Source organism: Angustibacter sp. Root456 (assembly GCF_001426435.1).
Classification (GTDB): domain Bacteria; phylum Actinomycetota; class Actinomycetes; order Actinomycetales; family Angustibacteraceae; genus Angustibacter.
This window is the reverse complement of the sequence record NZ_LMER01000014.1, coordinates 72,332-96,001: the sequence shown is the minus strand read 5'-3', so window position 1 is coordinate 96,001 and position 23,670 is coordinate 72,332. Positions and strand designations below refer to the sequence as shown.

General features: G+C 73.0%; 21 protein-coding genes. 12 read left to right on the top strand and 9 right to left on the bottom strand.

The genetic code is table 11. From position 1 onward, the window contains the following. Positions 1 to 41: 41 nt before the first annotated feature. Both ASD06_RS05630 and ASD06_RS05625 read left to right on the top strand, forming a co-directional pair. On the top strand, positions 42 to 998 hold the full coding sequence (locus ASD06_RS05630; protein WP_200941904.1) for a diacylglycerol kinase family protein: 957 nt from the start codon (positions 42 to 44) through the stop codon (positions 996 to 998). A gap of 9 nt (positions 999 to 1,007) precedes the next feature. After that, positions 1,008 to 3,761 (top strand): RNA helicase, encoded by a 2,754-nt coding sequence (locus ASD06_RS05625; RefSeq protein WP_056674421.1) that lies wholly within the window; start codon positions 1,008 to 1,010, stop codon positions 3,759 to 3,761. A 21-nt stretch (positions 3,762 to 3,782) separates the two neighbouring features. On the opposite strand, the gene ASD06_RS05620 is transcribed toward ASD06_RS05625, so the two are convergent. Further along, positions 3,783 to 4,748 carry a 5'-3' exonuclease gene (locus tag ASD06_RS05620; protein WP_235502232.1) on the bottom strand — a complete coding sequence of 322 codons (966 nt, stop codon included), beginning with the start codon at positions 4,746 to 4,748 and terminating at the stop codon, positions 3,783 to 3,785. A gap of 75 nt (positions 4,749 to 4,823) precedes the next feature. Between ASD06_RS05620 and ASD06_RS05615 the strand changes: the two genes are divergently transcribed. Further along, positions 4,824 to 5,978 carry an acyl-CoA dehydrogenase family protein gene (locus ASD06_RS05615; protein WP_157371542.1) on the top strand — a complete coding sequence of 385 codons (1,155 nt, stop codon included), beginning with the start codon at positions 4,824 to 4,826 and terminating at the stop codon, positions 5,976 to 5,978. 32 nt (positions 5,979 to 6,010) lie between these two features. Continuing rightward, positions 6,011 to 6,451: an Lrp/AsnC family transcriptional regulator gene (locus ASD06_RS05610; protein ID WP_056674419.1), complete on the top strand. Its 441-nt coding sequence runs from the start codon at positions 6,011 to 6,013 to the stop codon at positions 6,449 to 6,451. A gap of 110 nt (positions 6,452 to 6,561) precedes the next feature. Here ASD06_RS05610 and ASD06_RS05605 read toward each other — a convergent pair whose 3' ends face one another. Continuing rightward, entirely contained in the window at positions 6,562 to 8,046 is a 1,485-nt protein-coding gene (locus tag ASD06_RS05605) for a KamA family radical SAM protein (RefSeq protein ID WP_056674416.1), read from the bottom strand. A gap of 88 nt (positions 8,047 to 8,134) precedes the next feature. On the opposite strand from ASD06_RS05605, the gene ASD06_RS05600 reads away from it, so the two are divergent. Together ASD06_RS05600 and ASD06_RS05595 are read left to right on the top strand one after the other, a co-directional pair. Then, positions 8,135 to 9,232 carry a hypothetical protein gene (locus ASD06_RS05600; RefSeq protein WP_056674413.1) on the top strand — a complete coding sequence of 366 codons (1,098 nt, stop codon included), beginning with the start codon at positions 8,135 to 8,137 and terminating at the stop codon, positions 9,230 to 9,232. 5 nt (positions 9,233 to 9,237) lie between these two features. Next, positions 9,238 to 10,878, top strand: a complete 1,641-nt coding sequence (locus ASD06_RS05595; protein ID WP_235502231.1) for an amidohydrolase — start codon at positions 9,238 to 9,240, stop codon at positions 10,876 to 10,878. 14 nt (positions 10,879 to 10,892) lie between these two features. Here ASD06_RS05595 and ASD06_RS05590 read toward each other — a convergent pair whose 3' ends face one another. Beyond that, positions 10,893 to 11,300: a hypothetical protein gene (locus ASD06_RS05590; protein ID WP_056674410.1), complete on the bottom strand. Its 408-nt coding sequence runs from the start codon at positions 11,298 to 11,300 to the stop codon at positions 10,893 to 10,895. A 125-nt stretch (positions 11,301 to 11,425) separates the two neighbouring features. On the opposite strand from ASD06_RS05590, the gene ASD06_RS05585 reads away from it, so the two are divergent. The 6 genes from ASD06_RS05585 to ASD06_RS05560 all read left to right on the top strand — a co-directional run bounded on the left by ASD06_RS05585 (position 11,426) and on the right by ASD06_RS05560 (position 17,603). Then, complete coding sequence (locus ASD06_RS05585; protein ID WP_056674408.1) at positions 11,426 to 13,003, top strand: lysine 5,6-aminomutase subunit alpha; 1,578 nt, start codon at positions 11,426 to 11,428, stop codon at positions 13,001 to 13,003. Then, positions 13,000 to 13,812: an OAM dimerization domain-containing protein gene (locus ASD06_RS05580; RefSeq protein ID WP_200941903.1), complete on the top strand. Its 813-nt coding sequence runs from the start codon at positions 13,000 to 13,002 to the stop codon at positions 13,810 to 13,812. The genes ASD06_RS05585 and ASD06_RS05580 overlap by 4 nt, the downstream gene beginning before the upstream one ends. Beyond that, positions 13,809 to 14,204, top strand: coding sequence for a hotdog domain-containing protein (locus tag ASD06_RS05575; RefSeq protein WP_056674405.1), 396 nt, complete (start codon positions 13,809 to 13,811; stop codon positions 14,202 to 14,204). The genes ASD06_RS05580 and ASD06_RS05575 overlap by 4 nt, the downstream gene beginning before the upstream one ends. Positions 14,205 to 14,644: 440 nt before the next feature. Beyond that, complete coding sequence (gene lnt / locus ASD06_RS05570) at positions 14,645 to 16,255, top strand: apolipoprotein N-acyltransferase (protein ID WP_082537742.1); 1,611 nt, start codon at positions 14,645 to 14,647, stop codon at positions 16,253 to 16,255. Continuing rightward, positions 16,252 to 17,061: a polyprenol monophosphomannose synthase gene (locus ASD06_RS05565; RefSeq protein WP_056674398.1), complete on the top strand. Its 810-nt coding sequence runs from the start codon at positions 16,252 to 16,254 to the stop codon at positions 17,059 to 17,061. Before lnt ends, ASD06_RS05565 begins: the two co-directional genes overlap by 4 nt. Then, positions 17,058 to 17,603, top strand: coding sequence for an FxsA family protein (locus ASD06_RS05560; RefSeq protein ID WP_200941902.1), 546 nt, complete (start codon positions 17,058 to 17,060; stop codon positions 17,601 to 17,603). The genes ASD06_RS05565 and ASD06_RS05560 overlap by 4 nt, the downstream gene beginning before the upstream one ends. A gap of 75 nt (positions 17,604 to 17,678) precedes the next feature. Here ASD06_RS05560 and ASD06_RS05555 read toward each other — a convergent pair whose 3' ends face one another. From ASD06_RS05555 to ASD06_RS05530, 6 genes are all read right to left on the bottom strand, one after another. Continuing rightward, complete coding sequence (locus tag ASD06_RS05555; RefSeq protein WP_056674395.1) at positions 17,679 to 18,035, bottom strand: RNA polymerase-binding protein RbpA; 357 nt, start codon at positions 18,033 to 18,035, stop codon at positions 17,679 to 17,681. 143 nt (positions 18,036 to 18,178) lie between these two features. Next, positions 18,179 to 19,570, bottom strand: coding sequence for an MFS transporter (locus ASD06_RS05550; RefSeq protein WP_056674392.1), 1,392 nt, complete (start codon positions 19,568 to 19,570; stop codon positions 18,179 to 18,181). Positions 19,571 to 19,625: 55 nt separating this feature from the next. Beyond that, a complete protein-coding gene (locus ASD06_RS05545) occupies positions 19,626 to 20,357 on the bottom strand; it encodes a glycerophosphodiester phosphodiesterase (RefSeq protein WP_056675030.1) in 732 nt (243 codons plus the stop codon). A 75-nt stretch (positions 20,358 to 20,432) separates the two neighbouring features. Next, positions 20,433 to 21,911: a D-alanyl-D-alanine carboxypeptidase family protein gene (locus ASD06_RS19290; protein WP_056674389.1), complete on the bottom strand. Its 1,479-nt coding sequence runs from the start codon at positions 21,909 to 21,911 to the stop codon at positions 20,433 to 20,435. A 241-nt stretch (positions 21,912 to 22,152) separates the two neighbouring features. After that, the gene (locus tag ASD06_RS05535) at positions 22,153 to 23,136 is read right to left on the bottom strand and encodes a pirin family protein (RefSeq protein WP_056674386.1); all 984 of its coding nucleotides are present in this window, start codon (positions 23,134 to 23,136) and stop codon (positions 22,153 to 22,155) included. Positions 23,137 to 23,198: 62 nt separating this feature from the next. Then, a complete protein-coding gene (locus ASD06_RS05530; protein ID WP_056674383.1) occupies positions 23,199 to 23,618 on the bottom strand; it encodes a hypothetical protein in 420 nt (139 codons plus the stop codon). Positions 23,619 to 23,670 lie beyond the last annotated feature (52 nt).

Genomic DNA, 23,670 nt, shown 5'->3' with positions numbered 1-23,670 from the left:
GTGCCTGACCGACGTCCGGTCAGCCGCTAGCGTTCGTCCCCGTGAGCACTCTCGCGCCCGGCGTCCGCCGCATGGCCCTGGCCGTGAACCCGTCCGCAGGCAAGGGTCGGGCTCGTGCCCTCGGCGTGCGCACCGCGGAGCTGCTCGCGGCCCGAGGTTTCGACGTGCTCGACGTGACGAGCGAGAGCGCAGCCGAGGCGGCCGACCGGGCGACCTCGGCGGTCGAGGCCGGGATCGACGCCCTGGTGGTCGTCGGCGGCGACGGCATGGTCAACATCGGCGTGAACGCCTGCGCCGGCTCCGACACGCCGCTGGGGATCGTGGCCGCCGGCACCGGCAACGACATCGCGGCCTCGCTCGGACTGCCCGTGCACGACATTGCCGCCTCCGTTGACGTCATCACCACCGGCGAGGTGCGCCGTATCGATGCTGTGCGACGGGTGGACTGGTCGGGCGAGGGGCCGCGCTGGTTCGCCGGGGTCATGTGCGGTGGCTTCGACGCGGTGGTCAACGAGCGCGCCAACCGGTGGGCCTGGCCGCGCGGCAAGATGCGCTACAACCTCGCGATCGCCCGCGAGCTGCCGGTGTTCAAGCCCCTCGACTACGTCATCGAGCTCGACGGCGAGCGCTGGGAGACCCAGGCCATGATGGTCTCGGTGGGCAACGGCACCCGCTACGGCGGAGGCATGCTCATCACGCCGGACGCGTCGTACGACGACGGCTTGCTCGACGTCCTGGTGGTCGGCCCGATGTCGGTGCCGCGGCTGCTGACGGTGTTCCCCAAGGTGTTCAGCGGCAGTCACACCACTCACCCGAAGGTCACGATCCGGCGCGCCCGGCACGTGCGCCTGCAGACGCACGGCATCGTCGCCTACGCGGACGGCGAGCGCTTCGGACCGCTGCCCATCGAGCTCGAGGTGATGCCGGCGAGCCTGGGGGTGCTCGTGCCCGCGGCGTCAGGGGGCGCCGCGCGCGCAGGCGGTCCGCCCGCGCCGTAGCCTGGGCGGGTGCCCACACCCGCCGAGCAGTACGCGGCTGCGCGACGCCGACAGGCCGAGCAACGCACCGAGCTCGGCCGGTTCCGTGAGGGGCTGGAGTTCGAGCTCGACGACTTCCAGGTGCGGGCGTGCCAGGCGCTCGAGGCTGGGCGTGGTGTGCTCGTCGCGGCTCCAACTGGCGCCGGCAAGACCGTGGTGGGCGAGTTCGCGATCCACCTGGCGCTCGCCGCCGGCCTGAAGGCCTTCTACACCACGCCCATCAAGGCGCTGTCGAACCAGAAGTACAGCGAGCTGGTGGCGGTGCACGGCGCCGAACGCGTCGGGCTCCTGACGGGCGACACCACCGTGAACGGCGAGGCCGACGTGGTGGTGATGACCACCGAGGTGCTGCGCAACATGCTGTACGCCGGGTCGCCCACGCTGCGCGGCCTCGGCTACGTCGTGATGGACGAGGTGCACTACCTCGCCGACCGGTTCCGTGGCCCGGTGTGGGAAGAGGTGATCATCCACCTGCCCGACGAGGTGCGACTCGTCTCGCTGTCGGCGACGGTGAGCAACGCCGAGGAGTTCGGCGCCTGGCTCGACACCGTGCGCGGCGACACCGAGGTGGTCGTCGAGGAGCACCGCCCCGTGCCGCTCTACCAGCACGTGCTGGTGGGTCACCGCCTGCACGACCTGTTCGTCGACGCCGGTGCGGGGGAGACGAAGGTCAACCCCGACCTGCTCGAGATCGCCCGGAACGAGCAGCGGTTCGAGCGGGCAGACCCGCGCGGGCGGGGCGGGCGAGGCCGGTCGGGGCAACGGCACCAGGGACGTGGTCGCGGCCCGACCCACGGCGTGCCGCGTCGACCCGAGGTGGTCGAGCAGCTCGAGCGCGCCGGCCTGCTGCCCGCGATCACGTTCATCTTCAGCCGCGCTGGGTGCGACGCCGCGGTGAAGCAGTGCCTGGACGCCGGGGTGCGGCTCACCACGGCCGAGGAGGGCGAGCGCATCCGCGCCTTCGCCGAGGCGCACACGGGTGACATCAGCTCCGGCGACCTCGACGTGCTCGGCTACTGGGACTGGCTCGACGGCCTCACGCGCGGCGTGGCCGCCCACCACGCCGGCCTGCTCCCGAGCTTCAAGGAGGTCGTCGAGCAGCTGTTCGCCGCGGGCCTGGTGCGGTGCGTGTTCGCCACCGAGACCCTGGCCCTCGGCATCAACATGCCCGCTCGCACCGTGGTGCTTGAGCGGCTGGTGAAGTGGAACGGCGAGGCGCACGTCGACATCACGCCGGGGGAGTTCACCCAGCTCACCGGACGCGCTGGACGTCGAGGCATCGACGTCGAGGGCCACGCCGTCGTGCTCTGGCACCACGGCCTCGACCCACGCGCGGTCGCGGGCCTGGCCTCCACGCGCACCTACCCGCTGCGCTCGAGCTTCCGGCCGACGTACAACATGGCCGTCAACCTCGTGGCGCAGGTGGGGCGTGAGCGCGCGCGCGAGGTGCTCGAGACGTCGTTCGCGCAGTTCCAGGCCGACCGTGCCGTCGTGGGCCTCGCGCGCCAGGTGCGCACGCAGGAGGAGGCGCTGGACGGCTACGCCGAGGCGATGACCTGCCACCTCGGCGACTTCCGCGAGTACGCCGGGCTGCGCGCCGCCATCAAGGAGCGTGAGACGCAGCTGGCCCGCCAGCGGCAGAGCGGTCGCCGGGCCGAGACCGCCCAGAGCCTGGAACGGGTGCGTGTGGGTGACGTGCTGCGCGTTCCCACCGGGCGGCGCGCCGGCTACGTCGTCGTCGTGGAGCCCGACCGCGCGGTGGGGCTGGACGGCCCGAAACCGCACGTGCTCGGCCAGGACCGCCAGATCCGCCGGCTCACCCTGGCCGACCTCAGCGGGCCGGTCGACCACGTGACGCAGGTGCGGTTGCCGCGCGACTTCAACCCCCGCAGCCCGCAGTCTCGGCGTGATCTCGCGTCCACTCTGCGCGCCGCGGTGCCCCACGAGCCGCCCTCGACGCGACGCGGCAAGGGCGGCAGCGACCACGCGGGCGAGGACGCCCAGCTGGTCGAGCTGCGGCGCCGCATGCGGGCGCATCCGTGCCACGCCTGCCCGCAGCGCGAGGACCACGCCCGCTGGGGTGAGCGCTGGAGCCGGCTGCGCCGCGAGACCGACAACCTGCTGCGGCGGATCGAGAGCCGCACCAGCTCGGTGGCCAAGACGTTCGACCGGGTGTGCGGCGTGCTCTCGCAGCTGGGCTACCTCGACGAGCGCTCCCGCGTGACGCCCGACGGCGAGCGGCTGCGCCGGCTGTACACCGAGCAGGACCTGCTGGCCGCTCAGTGCCTGCGCCGCGGAGCCTGGACGGGTCTGGACGGGCCTGGCCTGGCCGCGGTGCTGAGCACGCTGGTGCACGAGTCACGGCGCGAGGACGCCCTGCAACCCCCGCCACCAGGGGGTGCCGTGGCCGCCGCGCTCGAGCGAACCTGGCGCGAGTGGTCGCAGCTCGAGCAGGTAGAGAGCGACCACCGCCTGTCGACGCTGCGCGAGCCGGACGCCGCCCTGGCCTCGGCGATTCAGCGCTGGGCGAGGGGCCAGAGCCTCGACGTCGTGCTGCGCGACAGCGACCTGGCTGCGGGTGACTTCGTCCGCCGCTGCAAGCAGCTCGTCGACCTGCTCGGGCAGGTGCAGAACGCGTGGGACGACGCCGCTGGCCGCCGAGCGGCCCGGCAGGCCTCGGATGGCGTCCTGCGCGGCGTCGTCGCGCACTCGCTGCCGGACTGAGCCGGGGCGTCGGCGACCGGGTCAGTCGCCGGTCCAGCCGATGGCCTGCAGCACCCGCTCGACACTGCTCGAGAGCCCCCAGCGCCGTGCCAGGTCGAGGAGCCGCTCGGGGTCGGCTGGCGCCCTCGGCAAGCGGTCGTCGACGTCGGCGAGGGGGATGTCGCGCACGACGTCGACCACCGTGGGGGCCACGGCGAGGTAGTCGCGCGCCTCGAGAAGCTTCAGGCGCTTGTTGCCGAGCACGTCGGCGTCGTCGTCCTCCAGCGCGCGCAGCAGGCCCTCGACGTCGCCGGCACGGTTCATGATGGCGGCTGCGGTCTTCTCGCCGATCCCCGCGACGCCCGGCAGCCCGTCGCTCGGGTCGCCGCGCAGCACGGCCATGCCGGCGTACTGGCGCCCGGTGCGGATGCCGTAGCGCTCGTGCAGGCGTGCCTCGTCGACGACGTCGAGGTTCCGCACGCCTCCCTTCGCCGTGTAGAGGACGCGCAGCCGGCGGGCGTCGTCGACGAGCTGGAACAGGTCGCGGTCGCCGGTGACGACGTCCACCGGCGTCCCCTTCCGGACGGCGCGCTCGGCGAGCGTGCCGATGACGTCGTCGGCCTCGAAGCCGGGGTGCCCGACGCGCGCGACGCCCAGTGCCGCGAGGACGTCGACGATCACCGGAACCTGCGGGAGGAGTCCCTGCGGGGTCTCCTCGACGTCGACGCCGCCGTCACGGCCCGGCCGGGCCATGCGGTGCGCCTTGTACGAGGCGATGGCCTGGACGCGGAACGCCGGCCTCCAGTCGTCGTCCCAGCACGCCACGAGTCGCGTCGGCTGCAGGTTGGTCACGAGGGTGGCCACCATGTCGAGGAACCCGCGCACCGCGTTCACCGGGGTGCCGTCCGGAGCCGTGATCGAGTCCGGCACGCCGTAGAACGCGCGGAAGTACAGCGAGGCGGAGTCGAGCAGCAGCAGCTTCTCGGGCGCGATGGCGTCGTCGGTCACGCGTGCAGGCTACGGTGCCCTGCCCACGGGCGCGGTAGATTAGTCGGACGTCCAACTATCTGCCTGGGAGACCTGGTGACCACCGTCGAGCGTGACCTGCCCACTGACGAGGCGCACGACCTGCTCGCCCTCGTCCGAGAGCTCGGCGCGGAGCGTCTCGCCCCGCGCGTCGACGAGTTCGAGGAGAAGGCGCAGTTCCCGCGCGAGGTGTTCGCCGAGCTCGGCCAGGCGGGGCTGCTCTCGCTGCCCTACCCCGAGCAGTGGGGCGGCGGCGACCAGCCGTACACGGTGTACCTGCAGGTGCTCGAGGAGCTGTCGGCGGCCTGGGGCGCCATCGGCCTGGGTGTCAGCGTGCACTCGCTGTCGTGCTACCCGCTGGCGCAGTTCGGCACCGACGCCCAGCGCGAGCGCTGGCTGCCCGCCATGCTCAGCGGCGACCAGCTCGGCGCCTACTGCCTGTCGGAGCCGACGTCCGGGTCCGACGCCGCCGCGCTGCGCACCCGCGCCGTCCCTGTCGACGACGGCTCGGCCTACGAGGTCACCGGAACCAAGGCCTGGATCACCCACGGCGGCGTCGCCGACTTCTACAACCTCATGGTGCGCACCTCCGACGACGGCCCGCGCGGGATCAGCTGTCTGCTCGCCGACGCCGGCACGCCCGGGCTCTCGGCCGCGCCGCCCGAGCGCAAGATGGGGTTCAGCTCGTCGCAGACGGCCCAGGTGCTGCTCGACGCAGCGCGGGTCGACACCGAACGACGCATCGGCGAGGAGGGTCAGGGGTTCACCATCGCCCTGTCGGCCCTGGACTCCGGTCGCCTCGGCATCGCGGCCTGCGCCGTCGGAATCGCCCAGGCGGCGTTCGAGGCGGCCACCGCGTACGCGAAGGAGCGCGAGCAGTTCGGCCGGCGCATCATCGACTTCCAGGGGCTGTCGTTCATGCTCGCCGACATGGCGACCCAGATCAGCGCCGCCCGAGAGCTCTACCTGGCGGCGGCCCGCCGCCGCGACGCCGGCCAGGCCTTCTCGGTGCAAGCGGCGATGGCCAAGCTGTTCGCTACCGACACCTGCATGAAGGTGACCACCGACGCCGTCCAGGTGCTCGGCGGCGCCGGCTACGTCAAGGACTTCCCGGTCGAGCGGTGGTTCCGCGAGGCCAAGGTGCTGCAGATCGTCGAGGGCACCAACCAGGTGCAGCGCCTCGTCATCGGCCGACACCTGGCCAAGCACTGAGCCCACACGGCGACGGCCGGTAGGCTCAGCGCGTGGAGGACACTGACCGCGAGATCGTCCGGCTGCTGTCGCGCGACGGGCGGATGAGCTACACCGACCTCGCTCGCACGACGGGGCTGTCGACGTCCGCGATCCACCAGCGCGTGCGGCGCCTGGAGCAGCGCGGGGTGATCACCGGCTACACCGCCACCATCGCACCGGATGCCATCGGCCTGACCCTCACGGCGTTCATCTCGGTGACGCCGCTCGACCCCTCGGCGCCGGACGACGCCCCCGAACGCCTGGCCGGCTTGGCCGAGATCGAGGCCTGCCACTCAGTGGCAGGGGAGGAGTCGTACATCCTCAAGGTGCGGGTGGCCACGCCCGCCGACCTGGAGGACCTGCTGGCCCGGATCCGGGCGGCGGCCAACGTCTCGACCCGCACCACCGTCGTGCTGTCGACTCCCTACGAGGGCCGCCCGCCCGCCGTCTGACCCGAGCCGAGAACGCAGATACCCGCCGNNNCCGCCGATATCCGGTGGATCAGCGCCCCCACGTGGGTCGCTGACCGGAAAACGGCGGGTATCTGCGCGCAGGCCCGGTGTCAGGCGTGGACAGCGTGGCTGGCCACGCCCTCGGCCTGCGCCGCCGCGGCGGTGCGGCTGGCCATCGCCTGCGCCACGGCCGCCTCGTGAGCACCCTCGTGGTCGCCGTTCTCGCGCCACCACTGCTGGCCGGCCTCGGGCAGCGTGTAGATCGGGTCGTAGTAGACGTACTCCCGGCTGAGCGCGTCCGCGTCGTCGGACTCGATCGAGGTGCGGTAGTTCTTCGTCCAGTACGAGATACCGCGCTCGGTGTCGTAGGTGTGCACCTGGTGCACCCAGCGCTTGCCCACGAACGGCACGTCGCACACGATGCGCGGAGTCGCGAAGCCCGGCAGGTAGCCCATGATCGCGTGCTGCAGGTGCTGGGCCTCGGCCAGCGACATCCGCCAGTGCTCACTGAACGGGATCATGTCGCACATGTAGAAGTAGTACGGCGTGATGCCTGCTTCGTCCTGCAGGGCGAAGCACAGGTCGAGCAGCTGCGCGGAGGAGTCGTTGACGCCCCGCATCAGCACGCCCTGGTTGCGGACGTCGCGCACGCCGGCCTGCAGCATCGCCCGCGCTGCGGCCGCGACCGCCGGCGTCACCGACTGGGCGTTGTTGACGTGGGTGTGGATCGCGAGGCTGACGCCCCGCTCGCGAGCGACCGAAGCCACGCGGCCGACACCTTCGACGACGTCGTCGGCCAGCCAGTGCTGCGGCAGGCCCATGAGCGCCTTGGTGGCCAGCCGGATGTCGCGGATGGTGTCGATCTCGAGCAGCCGCATCAGGAACGGCTCGAGGTTCTTCCACGGCATGTTCGCGACGTCACCGCCGCTGACCACCACGTCGCGCACCGAGGACGTGCGCTGCAGGTACTCCAGCATCGCGGTCTGGCGGTCAGCGGGCTTGAGGTCGAACTTCAGCTTCGGCACCACCGGCGTGGAGTTTCCGACGAGGTCCATGCGCGTGCAGTGGCCGCAGTACTGGGGGCAGGTCGACAGCAGCTCGGCCAGCACCTTGGTGGGGTAGCGGTGCGTCAGCCCCTCGGCCACCCACATGTCGTGCTCGTGCAGCGAGTCGCGGGTGGCGAACGGGTGGCTCGCCCAGTCGGAGCGGCGGTCGCTGAACACCGGCAGCATGTAGCAGCGCACGGGGTCGGCGTAGAAGGCGTCGGTGAACGCCGCACCGGCGCTCGGCAGCACGCCGTCGTCGAACACGCCGGTGGCCGGGACCATCGTGTTCATCATCTGCGGCGGGACGAGCATCGACATGGTCGCGCGCTCGGCCTGGTCGCGCTCGAGGTCGTCGTAGAAGCGGTCCTCGAGCAGGTCACCCATCAGGCCGCGCAGCTGGCGGACGTTCTTGATGCAGTTGGCGCGCTGCCACTGGACACTGGCCCACTGCTCGGCGGTGACGTCGCGCCAGCCCGGGAAGCGGGTCCAGTCGGGCTCGACGAGCTCGCGGCGGCGGTAGGCGTAGGGCTGCTCGATCTTCTGGCTCACGCCTGGCACGATACGGGAAGATGTCCCGAGAATCGAACACTTGGCCGCAACTTCTGAGGTCAAGCGGCCCTCCAGCGAAGGAGCGTGCGTGAGCGAGGTCACCAACGAGCGAGCCGGGTCACCGGTCGGGCTGCACCGAGTGCTCGAGCCGGCGGGTGTCCTGCCGCAGGCGGCCCGTCGCCTCGACGCCCGCGCCGAGCTGTGGCCCGATGAGGTGCGGGTGCGGGTCGAGACCCTCAACCTCGACGCCGCCTCCTACCGCCAGCTGCGCAACGCGCACACGGCGGACGACGGCACGGTCGACGGCGCGGGCGTGCGTGAGGAGGTGCTCGCCATCGTCGCCGAGCGCGGCAAGATGCAGAACCCGGTGACCGGCTCGGGGGGCATGCTCATCGGCACCGTCGACGAGGTCGGCCCCGACAGCCCGCTGGGGCTCGCCCCGGGCGACCACGTGGCGACCCTGGTGTCGCTCTCGCTCACGCCCCTGCAGATCACCGACGGCCTCGAGCGTTGGGACGGGCTGAGCGAGCAGGTTCCTGCCGCCGGCCACGCCGTCCTGTTCGGCCGGTCGATCGCGGCGAAGCTGCCCGACGACCTCGACCCGGCCCTGTCCCTCATGGTCATGGACGTGTGCGGCGCACCGGCGCTGGTCGCCCGCGTCGTGGGGCAGTACGTCGAGCGGGGGAGCGCGCCGACGGTCGCGGTGGTGGGCGGCGCCGGCAAGTCCGGCTCCCTCGCACTGGCCGCCGCCCGCGACAACGGCGCCCGGGCCACCGTGGGCGTCGTGCCGGTCGAGCGCGAGCGCACGCTGTTGCTCGAAGCCGGCATCGCCGACCACGTAGCCCTCGCCGACGCGCGGGACCCGGTGGCCCTCAGCTCGGCGGTGCGTGCCGCGCTGGGCGGCGAGGCCGACGTCACGGTGGTGTGCGTCGACGTGCCCGGCTGCGAGCACGGCGCCGTGCTGGCGACGCGGGACGGCGGCACGGTGATCTTCTTCTCGATGGCCACGTCGTTCAGCGCGGCCGCGCTGGGGGCCGAGGGGCTCGCCGCCGACGTGACCATGCTGGTCGGCAACGGCTACGTCCCCGGCCACGCGCAGTACGCCCTCGACCTGCTGCGCCGCGAGGGTGCCGTGCGCTCGTTGTTCGAGGCCCGTCTGGCCGCCGAGCACGGCAGGGCAGACTGACCCGGGTGAGTACTCCCGCGACACGCAGCGTCCTGTACCGCGGTGGCGACGTCTACTCGCCGGCCGACCCCTTCGCCACCGCGATGCTCGTGGTGGGCGACACCGTCGCCTGGGTCGGGTCGGACGACGCCGCCGCGGGTCATGCCCCCACCGTCGACCAGGTGCTCGACCTGGACGGAGCGCTGGTCACCCCGGCGTTCGTCGACGCGCACGCGCACGTCACCGAGACGGGCCTGGCGCTCACCGGCCTGGACCTGCACGACGCCGTGTCGCTCGCGCAGGTGCTGCGCCGCGTCGAGGAGGCGGCCAGGCGCGGCGGCGGCCGACCGATCCTCGGCACCGGCTGGGACGAGCGAGGGTGGCCCGAGGGCCGCCCGCCGACGCGTGCCGAGCTCGACCGCGCCTCGTACGGCGGAGCGGTGTACCTCGCGCGGGTCGACGTCCACTCCGCGGTGGTCTCGAGCAGCCTGGCCGCGGCGGCCGGGCTCGCCGACCTCGACGGGTGGAACGACGACGGCCGCGTCGAACGGGACGCCCACCATGCCGCCCGGGACGCCACCCGGGCTGCGCTGGGTCCTGGGCTGCGCCACGACCTGCAGCGCGCAGCGCTCGACGCCGCCGCCGCTGCGGGCATCGGCGCGCTGCACGAGATGTCTGCGCCTCACATCGGCGGCGACGACGACCTGCGCGCGCTCGTGGAGCTGGCCGCGGCCGGCGGCACGCCGTCGGTGCTGGCCTACCGGGGCGAGCTCGTCGCTGACGAAGAGCAGGCTCGCGAGGTCGTCGCGCGCCTGGCGCTGGGGCCCGGCGTGCTGCGCGGACTCGCGGGCGACCTGTGCGCCGACGGTTCGATCGGGTCGCGCACCGCCCGCCTGCGCGAGCCCTATGCCGACGCGCCGAACACCACCGGGCACGCCTACGTCACGGCGGAGCAGGTGCGCGACCACGTGGCCGCCTGCACCCGGGCCGGCCTGCAGGCCGGCTTCCACGTGATCGGTGACGGCGGCCTCGACGTCGTGCTGGCCGGCTTCGTCGCCGCGGCCGAGCAGGTCGGCGAGAGCGAGGTGCGCGGCGCGCGCCACCGGCTGGAGCACCTGGAGATGCCCGATCCCGCCGCGATCGAGATGCTCACCCGCCTCGGCGTGCACGCGAGCGTCCAGCCCGCGTTCGACGCCTGGTGGGGCGGCGAGCGCGGCCTGTACGCGGAGCGGCTGGGGGAGCGCGCCCGGGCCATGAACCCGTTCGCGAGCCTGGCCGCGGCCGGCGTCCCGCTGGCCCTGGGCTCGGACGCGCCGGTGACGCCGTTCGACCCGTGGGGAGCCGTGCGGGCCTGCGCGTTCCACTCCAACCCCGACCAGCGGATCAGCGCGCGCGCGGCGTTCCTGGCTCACACCCGCGGAGCCTGGCGCGCCGCCGGCTTCGACGACCGCGGGGTGCTGGTGCCGGGGGCACCGGCGTCGTTCGCCGTGTGGGCGGCGAGCGAGCTCGTGGTCCAGGCGCCCGACGACCGGATCCAGGCCTGGAGCACCGACCCGCGCTCCGGCACCCAGGGGTTGCCGGACCTCACGCCGGGCGCCGCGACGCCGGCGTGCCTGCGTACCGTCGTCGAGGGACGCGTCGTCTTCGACGCAGGCGCGCTGGCCTGACCACGCGCCGCGCGTCACCCGATGACGTCGTCGACGGCGAGCACGCGGGCGCCCGCCGGCGTGACGAGGTGCAACGGCCAGCGATCGGTGAAGGCGCCGGCCTCGGTCAGGCAGCGCGCCCACGCCCGGTCGGCGTCGGTGACGTCCCGACGGCCGCCGCGCACGATGGCGGCGGCGGCCTGCATCGGTCCCACGTCGTCCTGGATCCGCGCGAGGGCCCGGGCGAGACCGGGGCCGTCGCCCGGCCCAGGGGACGCCGGCACCTCGTCGACGCAGAGCATCGCGGGCGGACGCCCGCCGCCGGAGTCGAAGAAGGCCACGCACAGGCTCAGTCCCTCAACGACGCTCGGTGACAGCAGGACGTCCCACGTCGCTGTGAGGTCAGCCTGCGTGCGGATGGGCGGGGGCGGCGTCAACGTCATGACACGAGTCTGCCGAGATCCCGGCCCAGACCTCAGCGCCATCCACAGGCTGCTCTCACCGTGAATCTTCCGGCCACGGGCTGTGGACGCCGGAGGATCGCCCGTGACGCTGCTAATCTCACGTCGTGTCTCGTCGTCCGCACCCCGTCCTCGAACTCGACCCGCAGGTCGTGCGCGCCGCCCGACGCCTGGCCAAGAAGGCCGGCGCGCCCGTCGTCAAGCTCGCCCGCACGCACACCACCGTGTCGGTGGAGCGCGCGATGCTGCGGCTGGCGGGCCTGGCCGGAGCGGACGCCGAGCGCGTGCCGTGGGTCAACCACCTGGTCGACGCGGTGCGCGACCAGGTCGGTCTCGAGCACGGCGTCTCGCTGCCCGTCTGGGACGCACTGGCCCGCTCCGAGGCGCCCGACCTGCTGACGCTGGCCCAGAAGGCCAGCGCGGGCGGGGTCGGCTTCCGGCTGCCCGAGGGCCGCGACGCCCGCCGGGCGGCCACGGCATCCCGACGCGCCGCCTCGGCCGGCATCCGGGCCATCGACAAGCGCCGCGCTGAACGCGACCGCCTCATCACCCGCCTCGGCGACGCCCCCCGGCGGCCGTGGATCTACCTCATCGTGGCGACGGGCGACATCTACGAGGACATCCCGCAGGCCCAGGCCGCGGCGCGCGAGGGTGCGGACGTCATCGCGGTGATCCGGTCCACCGGCCAGAGCCTGCTCGACTACGTGCCCGAGGGCGCGACGCGCGAGGGCTACGCGGGCACCTACGCGACGCAGGAGAACTTCCGGCTCATGCGCGCGGCGCTCGACGACGTCGGCAAGGAGCTCGGCCGGTACGTGCGGCTCACCAACTACGCGTCGGGTCTGTGCATGCCCGAGATCGCGACGCTGGCGGGCCTCGAGCGGCTCGACATGATGCTCAACGACTCGATGTACGGGATCCTCTTTCGCGACATCAACCCCGTGCGCACGTTCGTCGACCAGCGCTTCAGCCGTCAGGTGCACGCTCGCGCAGGCATCATCATCAACACCGGGGAAGACAACTACCTCACCACCGCCGACGCCGTCGAGGCCGCTCACACCGTCACGGTGAGCCAGCTGATGAACGAGTACTTCGCCAAGGAGGCGGGGCTCGAGGACTGGCAGCTGGGTCTCGGCCACGCCTTCGAGATCAACCCCGAGGTGCCGCAGTCGTTCCGGCTCGAGCTGGCCCACGCTCTGCTGGCGCGCACGCTGTTCCCCGACGCACCACTGAAGTGGATGCCGCCCACCAAGCACATGACGGGCGACGTGTTCCGCGGCTACCTGCTCGACGGCTTCTTCAACCTGGTCGGCGCGATGACGGGTCAGGGCATCCTGCTCGTCGGCATGATGACCGAGGCCGTCGTCACACCGTTCCTGTCCGACCGCGACCTCGCGCTGCAGAACGTGCGCTACGTCCTGGACGCCGCCGGTGGGCTCACCGAGGACTTCCACCCGCCCACCGACGGCTTCATCCAGACCCGGGCCCGCCAGGTGCTGTCGGAGGCGGTCGAGCTGCTGGAGCGCATCGTGGACGACGGCATGCTGAACGCCATCGGCGACGGCACGTTCGGCCTGATGAAGCGGCCGGCCGACGCGGGCAAGGGCCTGGACGGCGTGGCGCAGCGCGCGGACGGCTACTACAACCCGGCGAGCGACCTGTTGGAAGAGGGTGCGACGCGATGAGCAGCGAGGCGATGAGCGCCTACCACGGGCACGGGGAGCCGGCGGCGGGCAAGCGGATCGTGCGTCCGTACGGCGACACCACCGGTGACGGCATGGTGCAGCTGTCGTTCACCCTGCCGGTGCCGCACGACAAGCGGGCGGAGGGCGCCGCGCTGCAGCTCGCCGCCAAGATGGGCCTGGAGCCCGCGATGGTGGTGCACGCCAAGGCGATGGGGCCCAGCTTCACCTTCTTCGTGGTCTACGGCTCCGTGCACCACCTGGTCGACCTGTCCGCCGTCGACGTGGTCGAGCGCGAGTACCCGCTGCTGTCGGCCAAGGAGGTCAACGGGGCCATCAAGTCGCGGCTGCGCCGTCCCCTCGTCGTCGTGGGAGCCTGCATCGGCACCGACGCGCACACCGTCGGTATCGACGCGATCCTCAACATCAAGGGCTTCGCGGGCGAGAAGGGCCTGGAGTACTACTCCGAGATCCGGGTCGTGAACCTCGGCGCCCAGGTGCTCGTGCCCGACCTGGTGGAGCGGGCCCGAGCCGAGCGAGCCGACGCCGTCCTGGTCTCGCAGGTCGTGACCCAGCGGGACGCTCACCTGCACAACACCACCGAGATGTCGGCGGCGTTCCGCGAGGCGTACCCGACCGGCAAGCGGCCGCTGCTCGTGGCGGGCGGACCTCGCTTCGACGAGCGCGCTGCCGAGAAGCTCGGGGTCGACCGAGTGTTCGGCAAGGGGACCACGCCCGGTGAGGTGGCGTCATACCTCGTGCACGCGCTGCTGCCCCCCACGAACCCGTTGCGCGAGAGGAAGTCCGCATGACCACCGACCACACCGGCCTGGTCGTCACCCACCGGCGCTACGTGCCCTACTCGCACGCTCACTACGCCGGCAACCTCGTCGACGGCGCGTACTCGCTCGCGGCGTTCGGCGACGTCGCCACCGAGGTGTGCATCCGCACCGACGGCGACGAGGGCCTCTTCGCGTCGTACTCCGACGTGCAGTTCCTGGCCCCTGTGCGCGCCGGCGACGTCCTCGAGATCGAGGCGAAGGTCGTGCGCACCGGACGCCGCAGCCGCGAGATCGACTTCGAGGTGCGCGTGGTCTGCCGTGGCCGCAGCGACCTGGGCGAGTCACGCGCCGAGGTGCTCGACCCGCCACTGGTCGCCACGCGCGCTCGCGGGACGGTCGTCGTCCCGCCCGTGGACGCCTGACCGCGCCGTCCGGCGTGTCGCCGCAGGACACGCCGAGCAGGACGCGATCTGCGAGGATTTCTGCGTGTCGGCGCAAACCCCTTGACCTGCAACGACTCCGCGTCGCCGCAGGTCAGAGGACGGTTGACAGGTAGCGCGCGCTGAGTAAGTTCCTGTCCCGTCGTCCACCTCGGCAGACAGAACTACGGTGGCACCACCACCAGCGGCCAGCCGCAGCACCAGGGGGGAGCGTCAGGGACCAGAGTCAGGCACCTGCCCAGCCGGACTCGCGCAGCCAGGCACCCGGATCACCCCCACCCCTGCCCGGGGTGGACACGGACGGGCCCGCATCGCCTAGTAGACAACACCGGTCGACCTCGCAGCCAACGAGGCCGGCGGTGGACCCAACGGCGTGGCGGGCCCGACCCATGTCCGCGTCGAGTGGCAGGTAGCGTGGTCGAGTGGATTCCGGACGTCGAGCGCCCCTACCGCTCGCGGTCGCGGTGCCCCAGGTCGTGGTGGCCGGCCTGCTCACGCGCTGGGCGTTCCCCGAGCCCGGCTGGTGGCCGCTCGCCGTCGTGGGGCCGGCGCTGTGGGTGATCGCCGTCGCGGGCCGGCGCACCGGCGCGGCAGCGGGCCTCGGGCTGCTCTACGGTCTGGCGTTCTTCGTGCCGCTCCTGCAGTGGAGCGGCGTGTACGTCGGCGCGCTGCCGTGGCTGGCGCTGGCCACGCTCGAGGCGGCGTACATCGCCGTGAGCAGCGTCGCCGTCGCGGTCGTCGCGCCGAGGGCTCGGTGGTCGGTGCGGCGTAACGTGCTCGCCACGGTCGCCGTCGGTGGCGTGTGGACCGCCCAGGAGGCCCTGCGCGACCGCACTCCCTTCGGCGGCTTCCCCTGGGGACGCTTGGGTTTCTCGCAGGCCGACTCGCCGTTCGGCCACCTCGCCACCTGGGGAGGGGTGCCCCTCGTGAGCTTCGCCATCGCCGCCGCCGCGGCGGCGATCGCCTGGCTGGTGGTGCTGGCGCTGCCTGCACTCGGCGCTCGCCGGGCCGACGTCCGTCGCCTGGTCCCGCCTGCCGCCGCAACCGTCGTGCTGGCCCTGGTGGGGTTCGCCGTCCCGCTGCCGACGTCCGGCACGCCGGTGCGAGTGGCCGGCGTCCAGGGTGACGTGCCCGAGGCCGGCCTTGACTTCAACGCCGAGCGCCGGGCAGTGCTCGACAACCACGCGCGCGGCACGTACGCCCTGGCGCAGCGGGTCCGGGCGGGTGAGGCGCCCCGCCCGGACGTCGTCATCTGGCCGGAGAACTCCTCGGACCTCGACCCGTTCGAGCAGGTCGACGCCCGAGAGGTGATCGACGGCGCGGTCGACGCCATCGGCGTCCCGGTGCTCGTCGGCGCCGTGCTGCAGCGGCCCGGCGACCGGCTGACCAACGCCTCCATTGTGTGGACACCCGGTCAGGGGCCCGGCGCGATGTACGCCAAGCGCCATCCCGTGCCGTTCGGCGAGTACATCCCGTACCGCGCGTTCTTCCGGCGCTTCAGTGACAAGGTCGACCTGGTGCGGCGGGACTTCGCCCCGGGCCGCGACCCGGGGGTGCTGCGCCTCGGGCCGGTGACTGCCGGCGTCGCCATCTGCTTCGAGGTCGCCTACGACGACCTGGTGCGCGACACCGTGCGCGGCGGGGCGGACCTGCTGGTGGTGCAGACCAACAACGCCACCTTCGGCTACACCGACGAGGCGGTGCAGCAGCTCGCGATGTCGCGGCTGCGCGCCATGGAGCACGGACGGGCGGTCGCGCACGTCTCGACGGTCGGGGTGAGCGCGCTGATCGAACCCGACGGTCAGGTGGTGCGCCGCAGCTCCCTGTTCACCCCGGCCGTGCTCCAGGCGCAGCTGCCGCGACGCACCGCCCTGACGCTGGCCGACCGCCTCGGCTCCTGGGTGGAGCTGGCGCTGTCGCTGCTCGGCGGCCTGGGCGTCCTCGTGCTGGGTCGGGCGTCGCGACGGATACGCTCGGGGTCGGACGGCGCTCCTGCCGTCCCTCGAGCCGTCGAGCACGCGGAGGCAGGGTGACCACGTCCGACGCAGGTGAGGGTCCTGCGAGCGCCGGACTCGGACGGGTGCTCGTGGTCGTCCCCACGTACAACGAGCGCGACAACCTGCGGCCGATCGTCAGCCGGCTGCGCGCCGCGGTGCCAGGCGCCGACGTCCTGGTGGCCGACGACGCCTCACCTGACGGCACCGGCGACCTCGCCGACGAGCTCGCGGCCGCCGACGAGCGCGTGCACGTGCTGCACCGGCCCGGTAAGCAGGGCCTGGGCGCGGCGTACCTCGCCGGGTTCGGATGGGGCCTGGAGCGTGGTTACGACGTCCTCGTCGAGATGGACGCCGACGGCTCGCACCAGCCCGAGCAGCTGCCCGCGCTGCTCACGGCCCTGCAGGACGCGGACCTCGTGCTCGGCTCGCGCTGGGTGCCTGGTGGCGAGGTCGTCAACTGGCCGTTGCACCGCAAGCTGATCTCGGTGGGGGGTACGACGTACGCTCGGCTGGCCCTCGGCGTGCCGATCCGCGACGTGACCGGGGGCTACCGCGCCTTCCGGGCAAGCACCCTGCGCGCGCTCGACCTGCACGACGTCGCCTCGCAGGGCTACTGCTTCCAGATCGACTTGGCGTGGCGCACCGTCCAACGGGGTCTGCGCGTCGTGGAGGTGCCGATCACCTTCGTCGAGCGCGAACGCGGCGAGAGCAAGATGAGCGGGGCGATCGTCCGCGAGTCGCTCGTGCGCGTGAGCGCCTGGGGTGCCCAGCTGCGGCTGCGGCAGGCGCGGGCTGCCGCCCGGGCCCTGCGGTCGCGGCCGCGGGGGCGGACGGCGCCGTGAGTCCCCAGCGTCCGCGCCGCTCTCGCGGGGGGCGCCTGCTGACGGCCCTGGCCGTGTCGCTGCTGGTGCTGCCGCTGCTCGAGATCGTGGTGATCATCGCCGTGGGGCGCGCCATCGGCGGCTGGCCGACGTTCCTGCTGCTCGTGGCCGAGTCCGCCCTCGGCGCCTGGCTCGTGCGGCGCGAGGGCGGGCGAGCCTGGCGCGCCCTGCGCGAGGCGCTGTCGACCGGTCGTATGCCGGCGGGGGAGCTGGCCGACGCCGCCTTGGTGCTCGTCGGCGGCACCTTGCTGCTGACGCCTGGCTTCGTCACCGACGTCGCGGGGTTCTTCTTCGTGCTGCCCATGACTCGGCCGGTGGCGCGACGGCTGCTCACCCGCTTGGTCGAGCGGCGGCTGCTGGGTGCCTCGCCCTGGGGCCGCGGTGGGGCGAGTGAGCGGTTGGTGCCGGGTCACCCGGCGGCTACGGACGGCGACGTCATCGAGGGCGAGATCGTCGACGAGCAGCCGCCCGGCCCAGAACACGGAACCGGCCGCACCAGCTAGGGGACTGGTGCGGCCGGTTCGCGGTCGGCGGTGCGGCAGGGGTCCGCGCCGCCGTCCGGTGCGCGCCTCAGGGGCTCAGGCGCTGCGCCGGTGCTTGGTGGGCTGCTGCTTGGCGCGCAGCAGCGCGAGTCGCTCGTCGAGCAGCACCTCGAGCTCGGCGATGGAGCGCCGCTCGAGGAGCATGTCCCAGTGCGTGCGGGCCGGCTTGGTCGCCTTGACCTCGGGCCGCTCGGAGTCCACGCGCAGCGCCTCGGCGCCGCACTTGCACTCCCACAGGGCGGGGATCTCGGCCTCGACCGAGAACGGGATGTGGGTCACGTGGCCCCGCGGACAGTGGTACTCGGCCACGGTGCGTGCGGCGGGCTGGACGCCCTCGTCGCTCTCCAGGCTCTGAGCACCCAGCCGCGTACCCCGCAGGCTCTTGTCACTCATGTCGCTGCCTCCTCGGACGGGTCGAAGGGTCCCGTCACTCGTGCACAACGCCTCGACTGGTCCGAGGTGTTCCGCCCGCGGTGTGGAGACCGCGTGAAGGGCCTGTGGTGACCGTCACACGCCCGGCGGCGCGCGCCGCGGAGTCAGACGACCGCCGGCTGGGCGTTGCCGGCGTCCTCGATGCCCTGCCGCACGTCGACCCGGCGCAGGATGAGCCCTCCGACGACGAAGAACACCACGAGCGCCACGATCGACCAGCGGTAGGTGTGGGTGAACTGGTAGACGAGGCTGAACACGAGCGTGCCGAGCCAGCTCGTCCCTCGCTCGCAGGCCTGGTAGAGGCTGAAGTACTCCGCCTCGCGCCCGCGGGGGATGAGCTGGCTGTACAGCGATCGGGACAGCGCCTGGCTGCCGCCCAGCACGATGCCGATGAAGACGGCGAGCGCGACGAACAGGGCGAAGGCGCGCTCGGGGATGAAGAAGGCCGCCACCACCACGCCCATCCAGACCACCAGGCTGGCGAGGATGACCCGGTGGGAGCCGTAGGACGCGGCGAGCCGGCCGAAGAGCAGGGCTCCGCCGAAGGCCACGAGCTGGACCAACAGGATCGTCGCGATCAGCTGCGTCTCGTCGAGGCCGAGCTCCTTGGAGCCGTAGGTGCTGGCGTTGACGATGACGGTCTGGATGCCGTCGTTGAAGAACAGGTAGGCGAGCAGGAACAGCATGGTGTTGCGATAGCCCCGCATGTGCCGGAACGTGCCCGCGAGCTGACCGAAGGCCTCGCGCCCGAGCCCCCCGCGCACGGCCTCGACGTTCACCGGCGGCCGGTCGCGCAGGCCGAGCACGGGGATGAGCGTGAAGACACCCCACCACAGTCCGGCCAGGCCCAGACTGACCCGCACCGCGTCACCCTTCGACAAGCCGAAGGTGTCGTGCAGGGTCACCAGGGCGAGGTTGACGGCCAGCAGCAGGAACCCGCCCAGGTAGCCCAGGGCCCAGCCGCGGCTCGAGACGCGGTCGCGCTCGTCGGCGGTGGCGATCTGGCACAAGATCGCGTCGTAGACGACGAGGGAGGACCCGAGGGCGAGGTTGGCCACGAAGAGCAGCGCCACACCGAGCTGCCAGTTGGATCCGGACACGAGGTACATCAGCGTCGCGGCGACCGCACCCACCCAGGCGAAGCCGCCGAGCAGCATCCGCTGGCGGCCGGACCGGTCGGCTACCGCACCGACGAGCGGCAGCACGAGAGCCGACAGCAGCGTGGTCACCGTGACGACGTAGCCGGGCAGGGAGCCGGGGCTCACCGGCAGGCCCAGAACCTGCAGGTCGGTCGTGCAGGTGGCCCCGTCGGCCAGGCGTGGGCAGGCGGCCTTCTCGGCGACGGTGATGAGGTAGGGGGAGAAGAGCACCGTCAGCGTCGTCGTGACGTAGGCGGAGTTGGCCCAGTCGTAGAAGTACCAGGCGCGCTGCTCGCGGCGGCGGGCGCCGTCCGCGGGGCCGGGCCCTGCGCCGGTGCGGGTGGCGGCGTCCGTCACGTTGGCCTCCAGGGTGCGCGCGCCGGAGGGTCCGACGGGTAGTGGCTGTCGCAGATCATGCCGTGCGGGTGGCCCGCAGCGTCAGCACCTCGCGCAGCGTGTCCGCGCGGTCGCTGATGAGGCCGTCGACGCCGAGGTCGAGCAGCCGATGCATCTCGGCGGCCTCGTTGACCGTCCAGACGTGGACGTGCAGGCCGAGGTGGTGGGCCAGCTGCACGGACCGCCGCGTGACCACCGGCAGCCGACCAGCCGACGCCGGCACCTGCAGCGCGATCGTCGTCGGCGGGACGGCAACCAGCCGGTGCGGTGCCCGGCTGGCCGCCGCGAGCCACCAGCGCAGCACGGTGCGGCGCCCGGCGGAGGTGGCCAGGTCGGGGCCGAGCAACCGTGCGACGGCGGCGCTGCGGCGATCGTCGAAGGACGCCACGCACACCCGCTGCACGGCAGCCGTGACCCGCAGGACGTCGGCCAGCGGCGTGACGGCCGGCCAGTCCTTGACGTCGATGTTGAGTCGCAGGGCCGGCCAGGCGCCGAGCAGGTCGTCGAGGCGGGGGACCACCTCGGCGCCCCCCACGCGGACGGTGCGCAGGTCGTCCCACGTGAGGTCGGCGATGGCGCCTCGTCCGTCGCTCACACGGTCGAGCACGCTGTCGTGAAAGGCGACGACCACCCCGTCGCGGGTGGCGTGGACGTCGGTCTCGACGTAGGGCAGCCCGAGGTCGACGGCGGCCGCGAAGGCCGTCATGGTGTTCTCGAGCCCGTCGAGGGAGAACCCCCGGTGCGCCATCGCCACCGGGCCGTCGACGTCGAGGAAGGGATGCAGGCCGGCCACGAGGTCACGCTACCCAGGTGCGCCGGCCGCTCAGCCCGCGTACTCCCAGTGCCAGGGCTCGGGCTTCGAGCCGCCCGGGCCGGCCCACGTCGGCAGGAACCACCCACTCAGGGGTGCGTGCGCGACCATCCACGCGTGCTCGGCCGTGCCGAACGACTGGATGCCGCCGCACAGGTCGGCGGCGACCCCACGACCGTGGTTGCTCGTGCCCGGCTTGGCGGCCAGCTGCGGCTTCTCGGCGTAGACCTTCACCTGCGCCGCGAGCGAGCGGTAGGAGTCGGTGACGCAGATCGGCGTGCCGAACTCGGTGGCGTACTGCCGCGAGAGCCGGCGGAACGCCTCGGCGGCGTCCGCGCGCAGCAGGTGACCGGGAGCGCCCCACACCGGGCAGAGCGCAGCGGCCGGGATCATCCCGTTCGCGAAGGTCGACGTGTCGAGGCCGAGGCAGCTCGCGCCAGCGGTGGCCGGGCCGGCTGCCGCGACGATCACCTCGGCGGCCTTCAGACGCGCCTGCTGAGCCGCGCTGAGGGCGCCCTCACCCATCAGGCGCGCCTGCTGCACCTGCAACCGGGCCGACAGGACGCGGGCTCGCTGCTGCAGCGTGCGCAGCTGCTTGACGGCCGCCTCGGCGCGCCCCCGCGCCGCCGCTGCCTGGACCGCAGCGAGCGAGGCGCGCTGGGATGACTGCTGCTGCGTCGCGACCGCCGACTGCAGGCGCGTGACGGCGGCGCCGCCGGCGACACCGACCTGCTCGAGCACCGAGAGGCTGTGCGCGACGTCAGCTGGGCTGCGCCCCTCCAGCGCCACCAGCCAGCCCTCGTAGGCCGCCATCGGGCCACCGACGGCGTAGGTCTCGCGCGCCCACCGTCCGAGCGCGTCGCGCTGCACCGTCAGCTCGCCGGCGACCTGGTTGAGCAGCGCGACGTTCACCAGCCGCACGTGCTCGGCTGCCGCCTCGGCCGTGCGGGCCTGCGAGAGCTGGTCGAGGGCCACGGCCATCTGGCGGCCGAGAGCCTGCAGCTGCTCGGTCGCCGCCTGCAGACCGGCGTTCACCGCTCGCCGTTCGGCGGCCAGCGCCGCGGCCTGCGCGAGCTGCGCGCGCACCTCGTCCGGCGTGAGCGGACCGTCGGAGTCGACCGGGCGCGCGGGCCGGGCAGTGGTGCGCCGGGGACCGGCCGTCGTGGCGGGCTGGCTGCCCGAGCCCGTGGGCCGAGCGGACTGCGTGGTCGACGGCTCGGCGGTCCCGGTGGCGGTAGGGGTGAGGGTGAGCGTGGAGGTGAAGGTGGGGGTGACCGGGGACGTCCCGGTGGGGTCCGCGGTCGCCGTCGCGTCACCGCCCGGCGGATCGGTCGCCGCGGGAGAGCTCGTCGGCGTGCCTGAGGGGGGAGCTGAGGGGGTGGCGGCCTGGCCCTCGGACGTCGCCGTGGGCTGCGTGGTGCTGGCCGCGGCGGAGCCGGCGCTCGCCCAGGCGCTGGACAGCGCGGCCGCGACGACCACCAGCGCGCTCACCGCGCGCCTGGCCCGTGCACCCCTCACTGCGCTCCCTCCCCCCGCCGAGCCGGGGTGGAGAGAAGACCTGCTCGCACCCGCTCATCGACCCTAACCCCACTCAGACGCCACGGGACCGCGAAGGCAGATGACGGTTGATGACGGTTGTGTCAGGTCGCGGTGCGGATGTGAACGGTGGGGCGACGCATCACGGCCCGGAGCCGCAGCATGACGCTGCGACGCCGGGCCGCGACGAGACCGGTCAGGCCTCAGTGAGCGTGGTCGGCGCCCCGTGCACCGACGGGATGGTGCCCAGCTTGCCGGCCTGGAAGTCCTCGAACGCCTGCACGACCTCCGCGCGGGTGTTCATGACGAACGGCCCGGCCCACGCGACCGGCTCGCGGATCGGCTGGCCCCCGAGCACCAGCACGTCCAGGTTGGGCTCGGCGAGCGGCTGGTTCGCGGCGGCATCGACCTGCAGGTGATCGCCAGAGCCGAGGACGACGAGCTGACCCTTGCGCACCGGGCGGCGCTCGCTGCCCACGGTGCCCTGCCCGGCCAGCACGTAGACCAGCGCGTTGAAGTCACGGCGCCACGGCAGCTGCATCCGAGCCCCGGGCGACACGGTGGCGTGCACGAGCGAGATGGGCGTGTGCGTGGTGCCGGGGCCACGGTGACCGGCCACCTCGCCGGCGATGACCCGGACGAGCGTGCCGCCGTCCGGCGTGCTCAGCAGACCGACGTCGCCGCCGCGCAGGTCCTGGTAGCGCGGCTGAGCCCACTTGTCGGCGCGTGGGAGGTTGACCCACAGCTGGATGCCGTGGAACAGCCCCCCGCTGACGACCAGCTCCTCGGGCGGTGCCTCGATGTGCAGCAGCCCCGATCCTGCGGTCATCCACTGGGTGTCGCCGTTGGTGATGCGCCCACCCCCACCGTGGGAGTCCTGGTGGTCGAAGGTGCCGTCGAGGATGTACGTGACGGTCTCGAAGCCACGGTGCGGGTGCCACGGGGTGCCCTTGGGCTCGCCCGGCGCGTACTCCACCTCGCCCATCTGGTCCATGTGGATGAAGGGGTCGAGCTCGGTGAGGTCGACGCCAGCGAAGGCCCGCCGCACCGGGAACCCCTCACCCTCGTAGCCGCTCGGGGCGCTGGTGACGCTCTTGATCCGGCGCTCGGCGCTGGCCGCGGGGTCGATAGCGGGCACGCGCTCGAGGACGGTGATGTCGGGAACGGTGATGGCGGGCACGACGGCCTCCCTGGGAGGATGATTGTTGCGGATTCAACTATCGCACGACACAACCGCCACTGTCACGCTCTTGTTCCCGCGTCATGGGTTCCGCGAGACGTCAGGACGGCCAGGGCGTAAGCGCACCCGGCATCCGCGTGCTCGACGGCGCTCTCGACCCCCGCGCCACGCCAGGTCACGACGAACCGGCCGTCACGGCGTGACAGCGCGACGAACGCGTCCCCGAGCAGCTCGCGCAGCTGATCCTCGCGCGGCAGCCACAGCACGGCGCCCTGGTCGACGCTGTCGAGGGCCCACTCGGTCGTGCCGTTGAAGCGGAGCACGTGCCCGGTGGGCTGCGCCACGGCCTCCACCACCATGTCGGCGATCACGAACACCTCGTCGTCCATGCCGCGGTCGCGGACGACGAACCGGTCACCCGGCGAGGGCTCCCACCGCACACCGGTCGAGCGCAGGCGCTCGGCGAGCTCGACGCTGATCACGGTTGCCAGTCTGCCCCTCGCCGAACGTCCCGCCAGGCGGCGCGCGCTCGGG

Excerpts from the sequence above, each read along its gene's own strand:
- ASD06_RS05555 (WP_056674395.1), bottom strand. The coding sequence starts at position 18,035 with ATGAGTGACAAGAGCCTGCGGGGTACGCGGCTGGGTGCTCAGAGCCTG.
- ASD06_RS05590 (WP_056674410.1), bottom strand. The coding sequence starts at position 11,300 with ATGACGTTGACGCCGCCCCCGCCCATCCGCACGCAGGCTGACCTCACA.
- ASD06_RS05545 (WP_056675030.1), bottom strand. The coding sequence starts at position 20,357 with ATGGCGCACCGGGGGTTCTCCCTCGACGGGCTCGAGAACACCATGACG.
- ASD06_RS05580 (WP_200941903.1), top strand. The coding sequence starts at position 13,000 with ATGAGCAGCGAGGCGATGAGCGCCTACCACGGGCACGGGGAGCCGGCG.
- ASD06_RS05575 (WP_056674405.1), top strand. The coding sequence starts at position 13,809 with ATGACCACCGACCACACCGGCCTGGTCGTCACCCACCGGCGCTACGTG.